The 14,617-nt window shown below is 60.9% G+C and carries 15 protein-coding genes; 1 reads left to right on the top strand and 14 read right to left on the bottom strand.

The features are described from left to right. Nucleotides 1–29: 29 nt before the first annotated feature. Complete coding sequence (locus tag ACQ4WY_RS05925) at nt 30–1,244, top strand: MFS transporter (protein ID WP_436503213.1); 1,215 nt, start codon at nt 30–32, stop codon at nt 1,242–1,244. 3 nt (nt 1,245–1,247) lie between these two features. Here ACQ4WY_RS05925 and ACQ4WY_RS05930 read toward each other — a convergent pair whose 3' ends face one another. From ACQ4WY_RS05930 to nuoI, 14 genes are all read right to left on the bottom strand, one after another. After that, nucleotides 1,248–1,550, bottom strand: a complete 303-nt coding sequence (locus ACQ4WY_RS05930; protein ID WP_436503214.1) for a hypothetical protein — start codon at nt 1,548–1,550, stop codon at nt 1,248–1,250. Between the two features lie 57 nt (nt 1,551–1,607). Then, on the bottom strand, nt 1,608–2,783 hold the full coding sequence (locus ACQ4WY_RS05935) for a PQQ-dependent sugar dehydrogenase (protein ID WP_436503215.1): 1,176 nt from the start codon (nt 2,781–2,783) through the stop codon (nt 1,608–1,610). A gap of 56 nt (nt 2,784–2,839) precedes the next feature. After that, a complete protein-coding gene (locus ACQ4WY_RS05940) occupies nt 2,840–4,825 on the bottom strand; it encodes a PKD domain-containing protein (RefSeq protein WP_436503216.1) in 1,986 nt (661 codons plus the stop codon). Nucleotides 4,826–5,036: 211 nt separating this feature from the next. After that, complete coding sequence (ispF, locus tag ACQ4WY_RS05945; protein WP_099388380.1) at nt 5,037–5,537, bottom strand: 2-C-methyl-D-erythritol 2,4-cyclodiphosphate synthase; 501 nt, start codon at nt 5,535–5,537, stop codon at nt 5,037–5,039. 17 nt (nt 5,538–5,554) lie between these two features. Next, on the bottom strand, nt 5,555–6,256 hold the full coding sequence (gene ispD, locus ACQ4WY_RS05950) for a 2-C-methyl-D-erythritol 4-phosphate cytidylyltransferase (RefSeq protein WP_436503217.1): 702 nt from the start codon (nt 6,254–6,256) through the stop codon (nt 5,555–5,557). Nucleotides 6,257–6,276: 20 nt separating this feature from the next. Further along, the gene (locus tag ACQ4WY_RS05955; RefSeq protein ID WP_436503218.1) at nt 6,277–6,972 is read right to left on the bottom strand and encodes a hypothetical protein; all 696 of its coding nucleotides are present in this window, start codon (nt 6,970–6,972) and stop codon (nt 6,277–6,279) included. 8 nt (nt 6,973–6,980) lie between these two features. Continuing rightward, nucleotides 6,981–7,538, bottom strand: coding sequence for an NUDIX domain-containing protein (locus ACQ4WY_RS05960; RefSeq protein ID WP_436503219.1), 558 nt, complete (start codon nt 7,536–7,538; stop codon nt 6,981–6,983). Between the two features lie 58 nt (nt 7,539–7,596). Next, complete coding sequence (locus ACQ4WY_RS05965) at nt 7,597–7,926, bottom strand: DUF2818 family protein (protein ID WP_436503220.1); 330 nt, start codon at nt 7,924–7,926, stop codon at nt 7,597–7,599. Nucleotides 7,927–7,929: 3 nt separating this feature from the next. Continuing rightward, the gene (gene nuoN / locus ACQ4WY_RS05970) at nt 7,930–9,432 is read right to left on the bottom strand and encodes an NADH-quinone oxidoreductase subunit NuoN (RefSeq protein WP_070224105.1); all 1,503 of its coding nucleotides are present in this window, start codon (nt 9,430–9,432) and stop codon (nt 7,930–7,932) included. A 16-nt stretch (nt 9,433–9,448) separates the two neighbouring features. Beyond that, nucleotides 9,449–10,948, bottom strand: a complete 1,500-nt coding sequence (locus ACQ4WY_RS05975) for an NADH-quinone oxidoreductase subunit M (RefSeq protein ID WP_353660758.1) — start codon at nt 10,946–10,948, stop codon at nt 9,449–9,451. A gap of 29 nt (nt 10,949–10,977) precedes the next feature. Beyond that, the gene (gene nuoL, locus ACQ4WY_RS05980; RefSeq protein WP_436503221.1) at nt 10,978–13,077 is read right to left on the bottom strand and encodes an NADH-quinone oxidoreductase subunit L; all 2,100 of its coding nucleotides are present in this window, start codon (nt 13,075–13,077) and stop codon (nt 10,978–10,980) included. 46 nt (nt 13,078–13,123) lie between these two features. Next, a complete protein-coding gene (gene nuoK, locus ACQ4WY_RS05985; RefSeq protein ID WP_010399724.1) occupies nt 13,124–13,432 on the bottom strand; it encodes an NADH-quinone oxidoreductase subunit NuoK in 309 nt (102 codons plus the stop codon). After that, entirely contained in the window at nt 13,429–14,061 is a 633-nt protein-coding gene (locus tag ACQ4WY_RS05990; protein ID WP_034779507.1) for an NADH-quinone oxidoreductase subunit J, read from the bottom strand. Before ACQ4WY_RS05990 ends, nuoK begins: the two co-directional genes overlap by 4 nt. A gap of 65 nt (nt 14,062–14,126) precedes the next feature. After that, nucleotides 14,127–14,615, bottom strand: coding sequence for an NADH-quinone oxidoreductase subunit NuoI (gene nuoI / locus ACQ4WY_RS05995; protein WP_010399726.1), 489 nt, complete (start codon nt 14,613–14,615; stop codon nt 14,127–14,129). Nucleotides 14,616–14,617 lie beyond the last annotated feature (2 nt).

The following is a 14,617-nucleotide window of genomic DNA, read 5'->3' on the forward strand; positions in this document are numbered from 1 at the left end:
AAAAACCTCCCGGCTTTTCAGGAACCCCTATGCACATACCTTCCAACGCTACCAGCGACGACACCACCGTGGCGCCATGGCTGGCCGTCCTATCGGTCGGCATCGGCGCCTTCGCCCTCGTCACCTCCGAATTTCTGCCCGTCGGCCTGCTGCCCGCCATGGCCGCCGAACTGGCCATCAGCAAGGGCCAGGCGGGCTTGATGATCACCACGCCCGGCATCGTTGCCGCGTTTGCCGCCATCTTCGTCACCGTCGGTTCGGGCCGCCTGGACCGCCGCATCGTGCTGCTGGCCCTCACGGCCCTGCTGGTCGCATCGAACCTGCTGGTGGCGCTGGCGCCGTCCTACGGTGCCATCCTGCTGGGCCGCGCCATGCTGGGCGTCGGCGTGGGCGGCTTCTGGGCCATCGGCAGTGCCATCGGCCCGCGCCTGGTGGCGCCGCAGCACGCGTCGCGCGCCATGTCCATCATCTTCGCCGGCGTCTCGCTGGGCACGGTGGCGGGCGTGCCGGCCGGCGCGCTGGTGGGCGACCTGGTCGGCTGGAGAGTGGCTTTCGGCGCGGCCAGCGCCATTGCCGTGCTGGTCTTCGTAGGCCAGTTGCTGCTGCTGCCCAAGCTGCCACCGACGCAAGCCATCCGCTTGCGCCAGTTGCCGATGATTTTCGGCATCCGCAAGGCCAGGCTGGGCCTGATCGCCACGGCCATGCTCTTCACGGGCCAGTTCGCCGCCTACACGTATATCGCGCCGTTCCTCACGCAAATCTCGCACCTGGCGGCCGGCACGGTCAGCGCCATGCTGCTCGTGTACGGCGCGTCCGGCTTCATCGGCAACCTCGTGGGCGGCTGGGCCGCCGGCCGCTACGAACGGGCCGCGCTGATGGTGACGGGCGCCGTGCTGGGCCTGTCCACCTTGGCCCTGGCCGCGTTCGGCAGCCATTCGCTCACCGCCATGTTGCTGGTGGCCGTTTGGGGTTTCGGTTTCGGCGCAATGCCGATCGCCGTGCAGACGTGGATGTTCAAGGCGGCGCCGCAGCTGATGGAAGGCAGCAGCGCACTGTTTGTCGCCATCGTGCAAGTGTCGCTGGCGTCGGGCGCGTTGCTGGGAGGCATGGCCGTCGACCGGCTGGGCGTATCGAGCGCGATGGTGGTGGGCGGCCTGTTCGCCCTCGGCTGCGGCTTGACGATCGCCGTCTTCGGCAAGCCGCGGGCCAGCGCCAAGGCCGGCGCGGCCTGCATTGCCTCGTAGGAATCAGATGCGGCCGCGGCGGAATTCGCCAAGAAATTTCGTCACTTCGGCCGGCGTCATCACCACGTCCGCGTCGCCGTGATACGCATACAGGAAGGGCGTGCCGCCCAGGCGGTCCGTCAGCTTGGCAAAGAGTAAAAAACGGCTGCCCAGCGGGTAACGCTGCACGTCGACCAGGCGACGCGAACACTGCACGGCCAGCTCCGGCGAAAAGGCCTGGCCCGGCACCGGGCGGATTTCCACGCGGCCATGGATGGCGCGCGATTCGACGGCGACGTGCCGGTATGCATAAGTATCACGGGCCATGCCGCCACCTTGAATGTAGTAAAGGCGCCATCTTAAGCGAAGACGGCTCCTGCTGTGTTACTGCGGCACGATGCGCAGCAAGCGGCCATTGTCTTCATCGGTCAGCGCATACAGGTAGCCGTCCGGCCCCTGGCGCACGTCGCGCACGCGCGCGCCGATGGCCAGGCGGTCCTGCCCCGTCACCTTGCCGTTCGCATCGACGGCGATGCGGCGGATATCCTTGGCGGCCAGGCCACCGCTGAAAATGCTGCCGCGCCAAGCGGCAATCTTGTCGCCCGTGTAGACAGCCAGCCCTGACGGCGCCGGCGACGGCACCCAGGCCACGCTCGGATTGAGCATGCCCGTCACTTCATGCTTGCCGACGGGTTCATGCGTCGTGTAGTCGGCGCCATAGCTTTGCAGTGGCCAACCGTAGTTGCCGCCCGCCACCACCAGGTTCATCTCATCGCCGCCGTACGGACCGTGTTCCGTGGCCCACACGCGTCCCGAGACGGGATCGAGCGCCAGCCCCTGCACATTGCGGTGGCCATACGACCAGATTTCCGGCAAGGCGCCCTTGGCCGCCAGCGGATTGCCGGGCGCCGGTTTGCCCTCTTCCGTCAGGCGCATGATGGAGCCCTGGTGCGTGGCCAGGTTTTGCGCCTGCTCGCGCGCCAGGCGGTCACCGATGCGCAGCGGCGGATTGCCGCCATCGGCCACGCTCATCAGCAAAGTGCCATCCGGCAGCCACAGCAGGCGCGAACCGAAGTGCTGGCCGCCGCTTTTGTCCGTGGCGACCTTGAACAGCGTCTGGATGCCCGTCACCTTCTTGCCATCGAACATGCCGCGCACCAGGGTCGTGCGGTTGGCGTCATTGGTGCCCGTCGACACCGTCATGTACACGCGTTGCTGGGCCTTGCCCGCATCCTGCGGATGCAGCACGATATCGAGCAGGCCGCCCTGCCCGCCCGTAAACACCTTGGGCATGCCTTCCAGCGCAACATCCTCGAATTTCTTGCCACTCAGCAGATGCAAGGTGCCCTGCTTGCTGGTAACGAGCGCGCGTCCCTCGCCCAGCCAGGCGATGCCCCACGGCTGGCGCACGCCCTGCGCGACGGTCTCGGCCTTCCAGCCCTGCTTGGCGGCGGGCGGCTCGCCCGTGGCTTGCAGTTCGGCGTGGGCCTGAGGGGTAAAGAATGCAAAAGCGGCCAAGGCCGCCATCAAACCGCGGCGATCTGGATAACGTGAAGACATAGGCGAGCTCCTTAGGATGAGGCGGGCCAGCATTGCCTGCCCGCCAGGGTCTACAATCAGCGATATACCAGATAGTATTGCAAACCAGGCGCGGTCACCAACGCACTACCCGTCTGTACCAGCGCTACATGGCTACCATTGCTGCTATGAAAAATACTGATGCCATAACTGGGCTGTCCGCCAATCGCTGGCAAGCCGATATCCGCATCAGCAGACAGGAGCTGCCCCGCCACGCTCAAGCGCTTATAGCTGGATTGATAAGAGACAGGGAAAGGGTAGGTATTGTATTGATATATTTTCTGCATGACGAGCGCTTCGCCACGCGTGTCCAGTTGGCTGATTGATTGCAATTTACCTGCCAGGCCGAGGTTACCAACATAGCGCAATGTATCGGTGTCGAAATAGGTGCCTTCGGCCGTGAAGACCAGTTGCTCAGACGAAGACAAGAGCAATGGGCCGCTCATCGCATAATCGCCATGGTATGGCGAATCGCCGCTGCCCAGCAATGCGCCGCTGACCGGGTCAACCGTGAAGTAACTGATATCAGTGGGGCTCAGGCCATCCGATATGACCAGTGCCTTGTTTTTCGAGTCAACGAAGACACCCCGCATGTTGCCGTAAAACTGGCCGTTGGCATAATCGATCTGCGTGAGCGCGGCGCCGGTGAACAGGTTCAACGACACGACACCCGGCCGCACCCATTGCCCCCCCGCTTGTCCGAAAAAGTAGGCAATGCCATCATCGCGCAGCACCACTTCCGTGTGCGCACCGCCTGTTGGCATCGTGCGCACGATCTGCGCCGCTTCCAGGTCGACCAGGCTGACGCTACCTTCATGCAACACCGCGGCCAGCTTGCCATTGGCGCTGAGGTTCATGGACTTGCCAGCTGCAGGTAATATCACCGACTTCATGACACCCGTCAAAGGATGGATGATCTTCAATGCGTCGCGATGACCGGCCACCACGACCAAGCGGTCCATTGAGCGGCTATACCGGGCATGCTCAGGCTTGAAGTTCAGCGCAGTAACTGCCGGCACCGACGCCAGAACATTCAATTTCAGGTACGCCGTATTGGACACCCTGCCATTGTTCACCGTCAACGACAATACGTAGGCGCCCGCCACATCCGGGGTAAATGTCAGCTGTGACAATGCCGGAGCGGCAATCGCTGCCACCGATGCTGCCGGACGGCTTTCCAGCGCCCACTGGTAGCGCAATGCCGCACCAGCTTCGTCATAGCTCAACGCACCGCTCGCCGCCACCAGCGCGCCAGCGATCGACGTTTGCTGAGCTCGGTCGATGACGGCCACCGTATCGAGAATGACGTTGTTGTAGGGAGAGCGGTTCGCAGCCTCGAATACATACACGGCTTCGGCATATGCCCCCATGGGATCGGTGCCGCGGGCACGTACCTGGTAAGTGCCGGCCACGTCGACGACGAAGCGGGAACTTGCCTCGCCCGGCACCAACGCTGCCGTGCTAGCGGCAGGCTTGCCGATCAGTTCCCAGGTAGTCGTCACAGTGTCGCCATCGGGGTCGCTGCTCTTGCTTGCATCCAGGACGATACCTGAACCGATGGAAACGGCCACGGCCGGCTTGATCACCGCTTCCACCGCAAAACTGGCGCGCACGACGGTGACGGCATTGGGCACGGTATTATTGACCAGCACGGTAGCATTCTTTTCTGCGAAACCACCCTTGCTATTGCTGACGCGCAACTTGAATACGTAGCTGCCCATGGCATCGGCCTGAAAGCTCAACTTGCCGGCATTCGCAGCGCCCAGCGCAAGCTTGCTGCCAGTCGGCTTGTCCACGATACTCCAGGCAAAACTCAGTGCACCGCCGTCAGCGTCCTTGCTGCCGCCTGCATCGAGTTCAATCTGCGCGCCCATGCTGCCGATGGCGTCGGCGCCTTCCGCCGCCGCCGACACGGCACCGGCAAACAGGATGGCAGGCTGCGGCACGGCAGCCACGGGCGGCGCCGCACTGTCGCTGCCACCGCCACCACACCCGGCCAGCATCGCCATGGCCATGGCCAACATACCAACTCCCAACCAGCGCACGACTGGTCCCTGCATACGACTGCGCATATGATTCCGTTCTCTCAATATTTCCCGTGGTTATAAGGTGACGTCTTGTCGCGTCCGAAAAAGCGGACAGATATTATCATGACAATAACGTTAGATTTTCACCAAATTTTACTTTGGAAATATTAATTTTCAGGAATCATTGAAAAAGTGCTGCCGGGTACGCTCAGGCGCGCAGCAGCAAGGCCACGGCTTCGGCCGCGATGCCTTCTTCCCGGCCAAGGTAGCCGAGCTTTTCATTCGTTTTGGCCTTGATGTTGACCTGCCCCACCGATACACCCAGGTCTTCGGCCACGTTGGCGCACATGGCGGCGATGTGCGGCGCCATTTTCGGGCGCTGGGCGATGATGGTGGCGTCGATATTACCGATGATATAACCGGTTGCCTGCACGCGGCGCACGGCTTCGCGCAGCAGGGTGCGCGAATCGGCGCCCTTGAATTGCGCGTCCGTGTCGGGGAAATGGCGGCCGATGTCGCCCAGGGCGGCGGCGCCGAAGATGGCGTCAGTAATCGCGTGCAGCAACACGTCGGCGTCGGAGTGGCCGAGCAAGCCCAGGTGATGGGGAATTTTCACGCCACCGATGATCAGGTCGCGGTTTTCCACCAGCGCGTGGCAGTCATAGCCCTGGCCGATGCGAAAAGGCAGTACGGGAGTCGTTGTGTTCATGCGGGTCTCTCTGGAATTCAAGGATGGTTCAGGTACAGCTCGGCCGTGTGTATGTCGCGCGGCAGGGTCACCTTCAGGTTGCGCGGGTGGCCTTCGACGAGCCTGGGCGCTAGGCCCAGCGCTTCGACGGCACTGGCGTCGTCGGTAATCGCTTGCGGATCGGGCGCTTCGGACAAAGCCTGGTGCAGCAAGGCATAGCTGAACATTTGCGGCGTCTGCGCCAGCCACAGGCCGTCGCGCGGCACCGTCTGTGCCGACACATTGCCCGGCCCCGCCCGCTTGACCGTGTCGACCACGGGCAAGGCCAGCAAGCCGCCGGCCGCATGCTCGCCCACTTCCATGATCAGCTTTGCGATCAGCGCCGGCGTCAGGCCGGGCCGCGCCGCGTCGTGCACCAGCACCTGGTCGTGGGCAGCTATGCTGCCCTGCACGGCGTGCAAGCCATTCAGGATGCTTTCCATGCGCGTGGCGCCGCCGCAGCGCAGCACAGTCACGCCCTGCTCCGGCACCACGGCATCGATCTGACCATCGTCGGCGCTGACGACGACATAGGTATGCGCGATCAGCGGGCTGGCGAGAAAGGCGTCGAGCGCATGGCGCAGCATGGGTTTGCCGGCGATGGGTAAATACTGCTTGGGACTGCCCGCTTCCATGCGCGCCCCCACGCCGGCGGCGGGGATCAACGCAAAGTAGCGGACGGTGTTTGGTGCTGCTGTCATGCCATTCCTCATCTAATTGCCTAATTGGCGGGCGCTGCCTTGCCCGTCAGGATGTTTTGTATCTCGCCTTTGCACGCCTTGCCCAGGCGCGCATATTCTTGTGGAGAATCGATGGCCGCCTGCAAGGTTTCCACCTTGCGCATTTCGGCCTTGATGTACGGCAACCAGCCCGTGTCGATCTCGCGCGCCAGCGCCGCCTTGGCCGTGCCGCTGGGCGCATACAGGGGCCGCGCCTCGAAGCGTTTGGCCAGCGCGGCGCGCACGGTCTTTTCCACGCGCGGCAGGTGTTCCATATAGGTTTTCATGTGCCGCAGTTCGTGCGCGAGTATCTCATCATACGCGCAAGTGCCGGGAGCAAACTCGCGGCCGATATAGATCACCACGGGCGCATATGTCAGGGTCACGGTAATCTGCGGCGCCACGCATTCATAGCCGCTGGCCGGATCCTGCAGCATGGGGCCGGCCAGGGCGATGGCCACGCGCGAATCCGTCTTCGTCAGTCCCAGTACCCAGGTGTTGGCGCGTGCCGTGCCCTTCATGACCGTGAGGGCCTTGTATGGTAGATGCGTATCGATGGAGTAGCCATTCTGCTGCGCCGTCAGCACGGACACCGTCTTGCTGATCGTGTCTTCGCAGCGCACCTGGAACGGCGTGCGCGCAGCCCCGTGTGCGCCCAGGCTGGCCAACGCCAACAGCAGGAAGATCGCCGTGCGCATGTGCGGAATCAGGCTGGCTGCCAGGCGCCGCTGGTGATCTTGTCGAGCCAGAAGATGCCGATGACGGTTTTCACGTCGGTAATCGTGCCATCCTTGACCCAGTCGAGCAGCTGCGGCACCGTGGCCGTGAACGTTTCCAAAAATTCGCCCTCGTCGAGCTGGCGTTCGCCGGCCACCAGGCCGCGTGCCAAAAACAGCTCCAGGTGCTCGTCGGAATACGCGATGGCGTTATGGATGGTGGAGACGAATTGCCAGTCGCTGGCCGTATAGCCCGTCTCTTCCAGCAACTCGCGCTGGGCGCAAGCCAGGTGGGGTTCTCCTGCATCGATCTTGCCGGCGGGGAATTCGATGAAGACCCGGTCCAGCGGATAGCGGTACTGGCGTTCCATCAGCACCGTGCCATCGTCGAGCAGCGGCAGGATGACGACGGCGCCCGGATGCAGGACGAATTCGCGCGCCGTAATCTTGCCGTCAGGCAGCGCGACCCGGTCGCGCTGCACGCGCAGGAAGCCGCCCTGGTAGACGAGCTCACCGTCCACCTTGGTTTCAATCAGATTCGTATCCATGGAATTCCTTTATTCAATAAAAAACGGCGCCAGAGGCGCCGCTTTCGGAGGATGGTGCCTAGCGGCGTTTACGCAGATAACGAGTCACGAAACCTGGGAAAGCCAGCACCAGGAACAGACAGCCGGTGATGGCGTAAAACTCCCACGTCTGCGGGAAACCGTTGCCGATGCGCGCTTCGAGCGCGAACGCCACGGCGCCGACGATGAAGTACAGAATCACCATCTCCAGCAGGCGCAGCGCCAGCGGCTTGCGCCAGCCTTTGCTGCCCTCTGCCTGCGCCGCCCTTTTCAGGGGCACGGCGGCAAACAGTTTCTCGTTCAGGAAAGGCAGGTTGGCGCCCAGGATGCCCAGGGCGATCACCAGCCAGCTCGAGGCGGTGACATCCATCGGTCAGGACGCCAGGGTCTTGGTGATGGCAGTCGCGCAGGCAGCCAGGATGCTGTTAGGCATCACACCCAGCGCCAGGACGAACACGCCGTTCAGGGCCAGCACGACGCGCATGTCGCCATGCACGACCAGCGCGTTGCTGTCGGTCGGTTCGTCGAACCACATCATTTTCACGACGCGCAGGTAGTAGAAGGCACCGATCAGCGAGAACAGCACGGCAGCGATGGTCAGCCACAGCTGGCCCGTGGCCAGCACGGAAGCGAGCACCGAGTACTTGGCCATGAAGCCCATCAGCGGCGGCACGCCGGCCAGCGAGAACATGAACAGGGTCATCACCAGCGCGAAGATCGGGCTGCGTTTGCCCAGGCCCTTGAAGTCGGCCAGTTCTTCTGCTTCGAAACCATTACGTGCCAACAACATAATCACGCCAAAGGTACCCAGGGTGGTGAACACGTAGGTGATGACGTAGTACATCGAAGCGCCGTAGGCGGTGGCTGCGCCAGCCGCGTTCAGGGTGTTGTTCGGTGCGTCAACGGTACCGGACAGCAAGCCCAGCAGAACGAAGCCCATTTGCGCGATGGTCGAGTACGCCAACATGCGCTTCAGGTTGGTTTGCGCGATGGCGGTGAAGTTACCGATGGCCAGCGACATCACGGCCAGCACCAGCAGCATTTGCTGCCAGTCATGCGCCATCGGCAGCAAGCCTTCGGCCAGCAAGCGCAGAGTGATGGCGAAGGCAGCCAGTTTCGGTGCCGCGCCCAGCAGCAGGGTCACGGCCGTCGGCGAACCTTGATACACGTCAGGCACCCACATGTGGAATGGCACGACGCCCAGTTTGAAGGCCAGGCCGGCTACCAGGAACACCAGGCCGAAGACCATGATGGTGCCGTTGGTCTTGCCGTTTTCCAGCGCCACGCGCAGTTCGCCCAGATCCAGGGTGCCGGAGGCGCCGTACAGCATCGAGATACCGTACAACATGAAACCGGAGGCCAGCGCGCCCAGGATGAAGTATTTCATGGCCGCTTCCGTGGCCTTGGCATTGTCACGACGCAAGGCGATCAGCGCGTACAGCGACAGCGACATCAGTTCCAGACCCAGGTAGATGATCAGGAAGTTGTTGGCCGAGATCATGATCATCTGGCCCAGCAGTGCAAACAGGGCCAGCACGTAGAACTCGCCGCCCAGGTTACCCGACAGCATGCTGCGGTCGGTGGCATAGGCACGCGAGTAGATCAGAGTCAGCGCCACGGCGCCGTACGAGAACAGTTTCAGCAACTGCGACATCGGGTCCGACACGAACATGTTGTGGAACGTGTAGACGGTGGTGCCCGCATTGAAGTCGCCCACGGTCAGCAAGGCGCAGCCGGCCAGGGTCAGCAAGGACAGCGCATAGGTGATCGAACGCTTCGCCGCAGGCAAGAACATATCGATCAGCAAGAGCGCCGACGTGGCGATCAGCAGAAAGATTTCCGCGTACAGCGGTACCAGATTAGGTGCATTAGTCATGTTATCGGTCTTCTATTTAAGGCAACTTGCTGGTGGCGACATGCTGCAGCAGGTCAGCAACCGAAGTTTGCATCGTGTCGGTGAACGGGGCTGGGTACAGACCCATCACGAGCACGGCGATGGCCAGCACAGCAAGCATGAAGAATTCACGTTTGTTGATGTCGGTCAGTTCGGCCACATGCTTGTTCTTGATCTTGCCGAACACCACGCGCTTGGCCATCCACAGCGAGTACGCCGCGCCCCAGATCAGTGCCGTTGCAGCCAGCAGACCAATCCAGAAGTTGTACTTCACCGCGCCCAGGATCACCATGAACTCGCCGACGAAGCCGGAAGTCGCTGGCAGACCGCAGTTGGCCATCGAGAACAGCACGAAGAAGGCGGCAAATTTCGGCATGCGGTTCACGACGCCGCCGTAGTCGGCGATGTTGCGGGTATGCATGCGGTCATACAGCACGCCGATGCACAGGAACATCGCGCCGGAGATGAAGCCGTGCGAAACCATCTGCACGATACCGCCCTGCACCGAAATGTCGTTGAACATGAAGAAGCCCAGGGTCACGAAGCCCATGTGCGCGATCGACGAATAGGCGACCAGTTTTTTCATGTCGGTTTGCACCAGGGCAACCAGACCGATGTAGATGACGGCGATCAGCGACAAGGCGATCATGAAGCCCGACAGGTAGTGGCTGGCGTCCGGCGTGATCGGCAGCGAAAAACGCAGGAAACCATACGCGCCCAGTTTCAGCATGATGGCGGCCAGCACGGCGGAACCGCCCGTAGGCGCTTCCACGTGGACGTCCGGCAACCACGTGTGGACAGGGAACATCGGCACTTTGACGGCAAACGCCATCAGGAAGGCCAGGAAAATGAAGATCTGCTCGTTCATCGTCAGCTTGAACGCATGCCAGGCCAGGATGTCGAAGGTACCCGTCACATTGCGCAGGTAGATGATGGCAACCAGGGTCAGCAGCGAACCGAAGAAGGTGTACAGGAAGAACTTGAACGACGCGTACACGCGGTTCGAACCGCCCCAGATACCGATGATGATGAACATCGGGATCAGGGTTGCTTCAAAGAAGAAGTAGAACAGCAAGCCGTCCAGCGCGCAGAACACGCCGATCATCAGGCCCGACAGGATCAGGAAGGCACCCATGTACTGGGCGATGCGCTTCTCGATCACTTGCCAGGCGGAAATGACGACGATGACCGTGATGAAGGCCGTCAGTGGAATGAACCACAGCGACAGGCCGTCGATACCCAGCGAGTACCAGATATTGAAGGTTGCTATCCACGGTGCTTTTTCGACGAATTGCATGCCGTGTGCGGCGTTGTCGAAATGCTGGATCAGCGGCAAGGTGCACAGCATGCTGAGCACGGCGCCAGCCAGCGACAGCCAGCGGGTAAAGCCCGCTTTGCTGTCACGGCCGAGAGCCAGGACCAGGACGCCGCAAATGATCGGCACCCAGATCGACAGACTCAGGTAAGGAGGTAGTGTAGAAATCGTAGACTGCATCATGGTTCTCAGTATTCTTTTATCAGGTCAGCTTACTTAGCGGGCCAGAATGGCAGGAAATAGATCAGGAAGCCCAGCACACCCAGGATCATCACGAATGCATAGTGATAGATGTAGCCGGTCTGCAGCACTCGCGACAGCGAAGACAGCCAGGCGACGACCTTGGCGCTACCGTTGACCAGCAGGCCATCGATCAGCTTCTTGTCACCGAAGTTCCACAGGCCATTACCCAGCAAGCGGGCACCGCTGGCGAACACGACTTCATTGAACTTGTCCATGTAGTACTTGTTGTCCAGCAGGGTGTGGATCGCGTGGAACTTGGCAAAGAACCAGGCCGGCACACGCGGGTTGACCATGTAGCAGTAGTAGGCTGCCACCACGCCGGACAATGCCAGCCAGAACGGTGCCGTCGACAGGCCGTGGATCGCCATCGCCATTGCGCCGTGGAATTCATGCGACAACTCTTCCATTGCTGGATGGTTTTCGCCAACGAAGATCACGCCCTTGAAGAAATCGCCATGCAGCATCGGGCCGATCGTCAGGTAGCCGATGATCAGCGACGGAATCGCCAGCATCACCAGCGGGAACCATACGACGAATGGGGATTCATGCGGCTTCTGGCCAGGTTCCAGACCGTGATGCGCGTGGTCGTCTTCCTCTTCCTCATGATGGTCGTCATGCGCATCGCCGTGCGCGCCATGGGCCGCTTTCGGTGCGTGATGGTCGTCGTGACCATGCGCGTGCGCCTGGCCGAAACGTTCCTTGCCGTGGAAGACGAGGAAATACATGCGGAACGAGTAGAAGGCGGTGACGAAGACGCCAGCCAGCACGGCGAACTGGGCAAAACCAGCGCCCCAGATGTGCGTCGCTTCGACGGCTTCGATGATGCTGTCTTTCGAGTAGAAACCGGAGAACAGCGGCGTGCCGATCAGGGCCAGCGAACCGACCAGGGAAGTGATCCAGGTGATCGGCATGTACTTGCGCAGGCCACCCATGTTGCGGATGTCCTGGTCATGGTGCATGCCGATGATGACGGAACCGGCGCCCAGGAACAGCAGTGCCTTGAAGAATGCGTGCGTCATCAGGTGGAACACTGCCACGGAGTACGCGGACGAACCCAGCGCCACGGTCATGTAGCCCAGCTGCGACAGAGTCGAGTAAGCAACGACGCGCTTGATGTCGTTCTGGATGATGCCCAGGAAGCCCATGAACAGTGCCGTGATGGAACCGATCACCAGGATGAAGGACAGTGCCGTGTCGGACAGTTCGAACAGCGGCGACATGCGCGAGACCATGAAGATACCGGCCGTCACCATCGTTGCGGCGTGAATCAGTGCCGAGATCGGAGTAGGACCTTCCATCGAGTCAGGCAGCCACACGTGCAGCGGGAACTGCGCCGATTTGCCCATCGCGCCGATGAACAGGCAGATGCAGGCAACGGTCAGCAGGGCCCAGTCGGTGCCTGGCAGGCTCAACAGCGCCAGTTCGTCTTTCTTGGCGAACACTTCCTGGTAGTTCATGGTGCCGGCGTAGGCCAGCAGCAGGCCGATGCCCAGGATGAAGCCGAAGTCGCCCACGCGGTTGACGAGGAACGCTTTCATGTTGGCCACGATGGCCGTCGGACGCTGGTACCAGAAACCGATCAGCAGGTAAGAAACCAGGCCCACGGCTTCCCAACCGAAGAACAGTTGCAGGAAGTTGTTGGCCATGACCAGCATCAGCATCGAGAACGTGAACAGCGAGATGTAGGCGAAGAAGCGGTTGTAGCCTTCGTCATCCTTCATGTAGCCGATCGTGTAGATGTGCACCATCAGGGAGACGAAGGTGACCACGCACATCATCATCGCCGACAGCGAATCGATCTGGAAGCCCACTTCCATCTTCAAGGTGCCGATCGTCATCCAGTTATAGATCGTGCCATTGAATGTCGCGCCATCCATCACTGCCAGCAGTGTCTGCACGGACAGGATGAACGCAATCAGTACGCCCAGGATCGTCGCGGTATGCGACGTCTTGCGTCCGACCAAATTACCCAGGAACTGGGTGCCAAGCAAACCTGCAATCGCGGCACCGGCCAGCGGCGCCAGCGGTACGGCAAGAAGGAGGTTAGGGTTGAGGAGTTGCCCCGCCATGATGAACCTTAATCGTTATTATTCGAGAGATCGAGTCTGAAAAACATCAGCCTTTGAGGCTGTCCAGGTCTTCGACGTTGATGGTATCCAGATTGCGGAACATCACCACCAGAATAGCCAGACCGATAGCCGACTCAGCGGCGGCAACCGTCAGGATGAAGAAAACGAAGATCTGACCGGCCGCGTCGCCCATGAAATGGGAGAACGCGATGAAATTCATATTCACCGCCAGCAGCATCAATTCGATTGCCATCAGCAATACGATGATGTTCTTGCGGTTCAGGAAAATACCGACGATCGAGATTGCGAACAGGATCGCGCCCAGGACCAAAAAATGTGTGAGCGATAATGTCATGGTGCCTCCTTAACTTCCGGCTCAGCCGCAGGACGCTCGACAACCGCGTCCATCTTGATGATCTTCAGGCGGTCGTTGCGCTTGACGCGTACCGCATCGCCTGGAGCAAAATGCTTGGTGTCCTTGCGTTTACGCAGGGTCAGTGCAACCGCGGCAACGATGGCCACCAGCAGCACGACGGCAGCGATCTCGAAGGCGAACACATATTTCGTGTAGATCAGCAGGCCCAGTTCCTTGGTGCCGCCCAGGTTGACGTTCACCGGAGCGATGCTAGGCGCAAAGTTGCGGAAACCGTGCCACAGGACAGCGGCCATTTCCAGCACAATGATCACGCCCACCGTCACGGACAGCGGCAAATAGCCCCAGAAACCTTCGCGCATGCGGTCGATATTGATATCGAGCATCATGACCACGAAGAGGAACAGCACCATCACGGCGCCGACATACACCAAGACCAGCACGATGGCCAGGAATTCAGCTTGCAGCAGCATCCAGATGCCCGCTGCGGAAAAGAAGGACAGCACCAGGAACAGTACTGCGTGGACCGGATTACGGGCCGTGATGACGCGCGTCGCTGCCAGAATCAAGATCAGCGCGAAGGCGTAAAACAAAATTGTTTTAAAGTCCATAAAAAACCCAATAGACGTACAGATGAACGAGGGGCGCGCCGCAGCCAGGGGCTACGGCGCATCCATCAGCGATAAGGTGCGTCGGCGGCGCGCGCAGCGGCGATGTCATTTTCATAACGATCACCTACGGCCAGCAACATCTCTTTCGTGTAATACAAATCCCCGCGTTTCTCGCCGTGGTATTCCAGGATTTGCGTCTCGACGATCGAATCGACCGGGCAGGACTCTTCGCAGAAACCGCAGAAGATGCACTTGGTCAAGTCGATATCGTAACGCGTGGTGCGGCGCGAACCGTCGTCACGCTGTTCCGATTCGATCGTGATGGCCATCGCCGGGCAAACCGCTTCGCACAGTTTGCAGGCGATGCAACGTTCCTCGCCGTTCGGGTAGCGGCGCAGCGCGTGCAAGCCACGGAAACGCGGCGAGATCGGTGTTTTCTCTTCCGGGAATTGCACCGTGATCTTGCGCGAAAACATGTACTTGCCTGTCAACGCCATGCCCTTGATCAGCTCGCCTAACAAGAGGCTGCTGAAGAAATCTTTTACCTTATCCATTC

Origin of the sequence: Janthinobacterium salmonicoloratum, assembly GCF_051380845.1 — a bacterium.
Lineage (GTDB): Bacteria > Pseudomonadota > Gammaproteobacteria > Burkholderiales > Burkholderiaceae_D > Janthinobacterium > Janthinobacterium lividum_F.

Bases quoted from the DNA above. Each gene is read 5' to 3' on its own strand.
- ACQ4WY_RS05925 (WP_436503213.1), top strand. From the start codon at position 30: ATGCACATACCTTCCAACGCTACCAGCGACGACACCACCGTGGCGCCA.
- ACQ4WY_RS05930 (WP_436503214.1), bottom strand. From the start codon at position 1,550: ATGGCCCGTGATACTTATGCATACCGGCACGTCGCCGTCGAATCGCGC.
- ACQ4WY_RS05935 (WP_436503215.1), bottom strand. From the start codon at position 2,783: ATGTCTTCACGTTATCCAGATCGCCGCGGTTTGATGGCGGCCTTGGCC.
- ACQ4WY_RS05940 (WP_436503216.1), bottom strand. From the start codon at position 4,825: ATGTTGGCCATGGCCATGGCGATGCTGGCCGGGTGTGGTGGCGGTGGC.
- ispF (WP_099388380.1), bottom strand. From the start codon at position 5,537: ATGAACACAACGACTCCCGTACTGCCTTTTCGCATCGGCCAGGGCTAT.
- ispD (WP_436503217.1), bottom strand. From the start codon at position 6,256: ATGACAGCAGCACCAAACACCGTCCGCTACTTTGCGTTGATCCCCGCC.
- ACQ4WY_RS05955 (WP_436503218.1), bottom strand. From the start codon at position 6,972: ATGCGCACGGCGATCTTCCTGCTGTTGGCGTTGGCCAGCCTGGGCGCA.
- ACQ4WY_RS05960 (WP_436503219.1), bottom strand. From the start codon at position 7,538: ATGGATACGAATCTGATTGAAACCAAGGTGGACGGTGAGCTCGTCTAC.
- ACQ4WY_RS05965 (WP_436503220.1), bottom strand. From the start codon at position 7,926: ATGGATGTCACCGCCTCGAGCTGGCTGGTGATCGCCCTGGGCATCCTG.
- nuoN (WP_070224105.1), bottom strand. From the start codon at position 9,432: ATGACTAATGCACCTAATCTGGTACCGCTGTACGCGGAAATCTTTCTG.
- ACQ4WY_RS05975 (WP_353660758.1), bottom strand. From the start codon at position 10,948: ATGATGCAGTCTACGATTTCTACACTACCTCCTTACCTGAGTCTGTCG.
- nuoL (WP_436503221.1), bottom strand. From the start codon at position 13,077: ATGGCGGGGCAACTCCTCAACCCTAACCTCCTTCTTGCCGTACCGCTG.
- nuoK (WP_010399724.1), bottom strand. From the start codon at position 13,432: ATGACATTATCGCTCACACATTTTTTGGTCCTGGGCGCGATCCTGTTC.
- ACQ4WY_RS05990 (WP_034779507.1), bottom strand. From the start codon at position 14,061: ATGGACTTTAAAACAATTTTGTTTTACGCCTTCGCGCTGATCTTGATT.
- nuoI (WP_010399726.1), bottom strand. From the start codon at position 14,615: ATGGATAAGGTAAAAGATTTCTTCAGCAGCCTCTTGTTAGGCGAGCTG.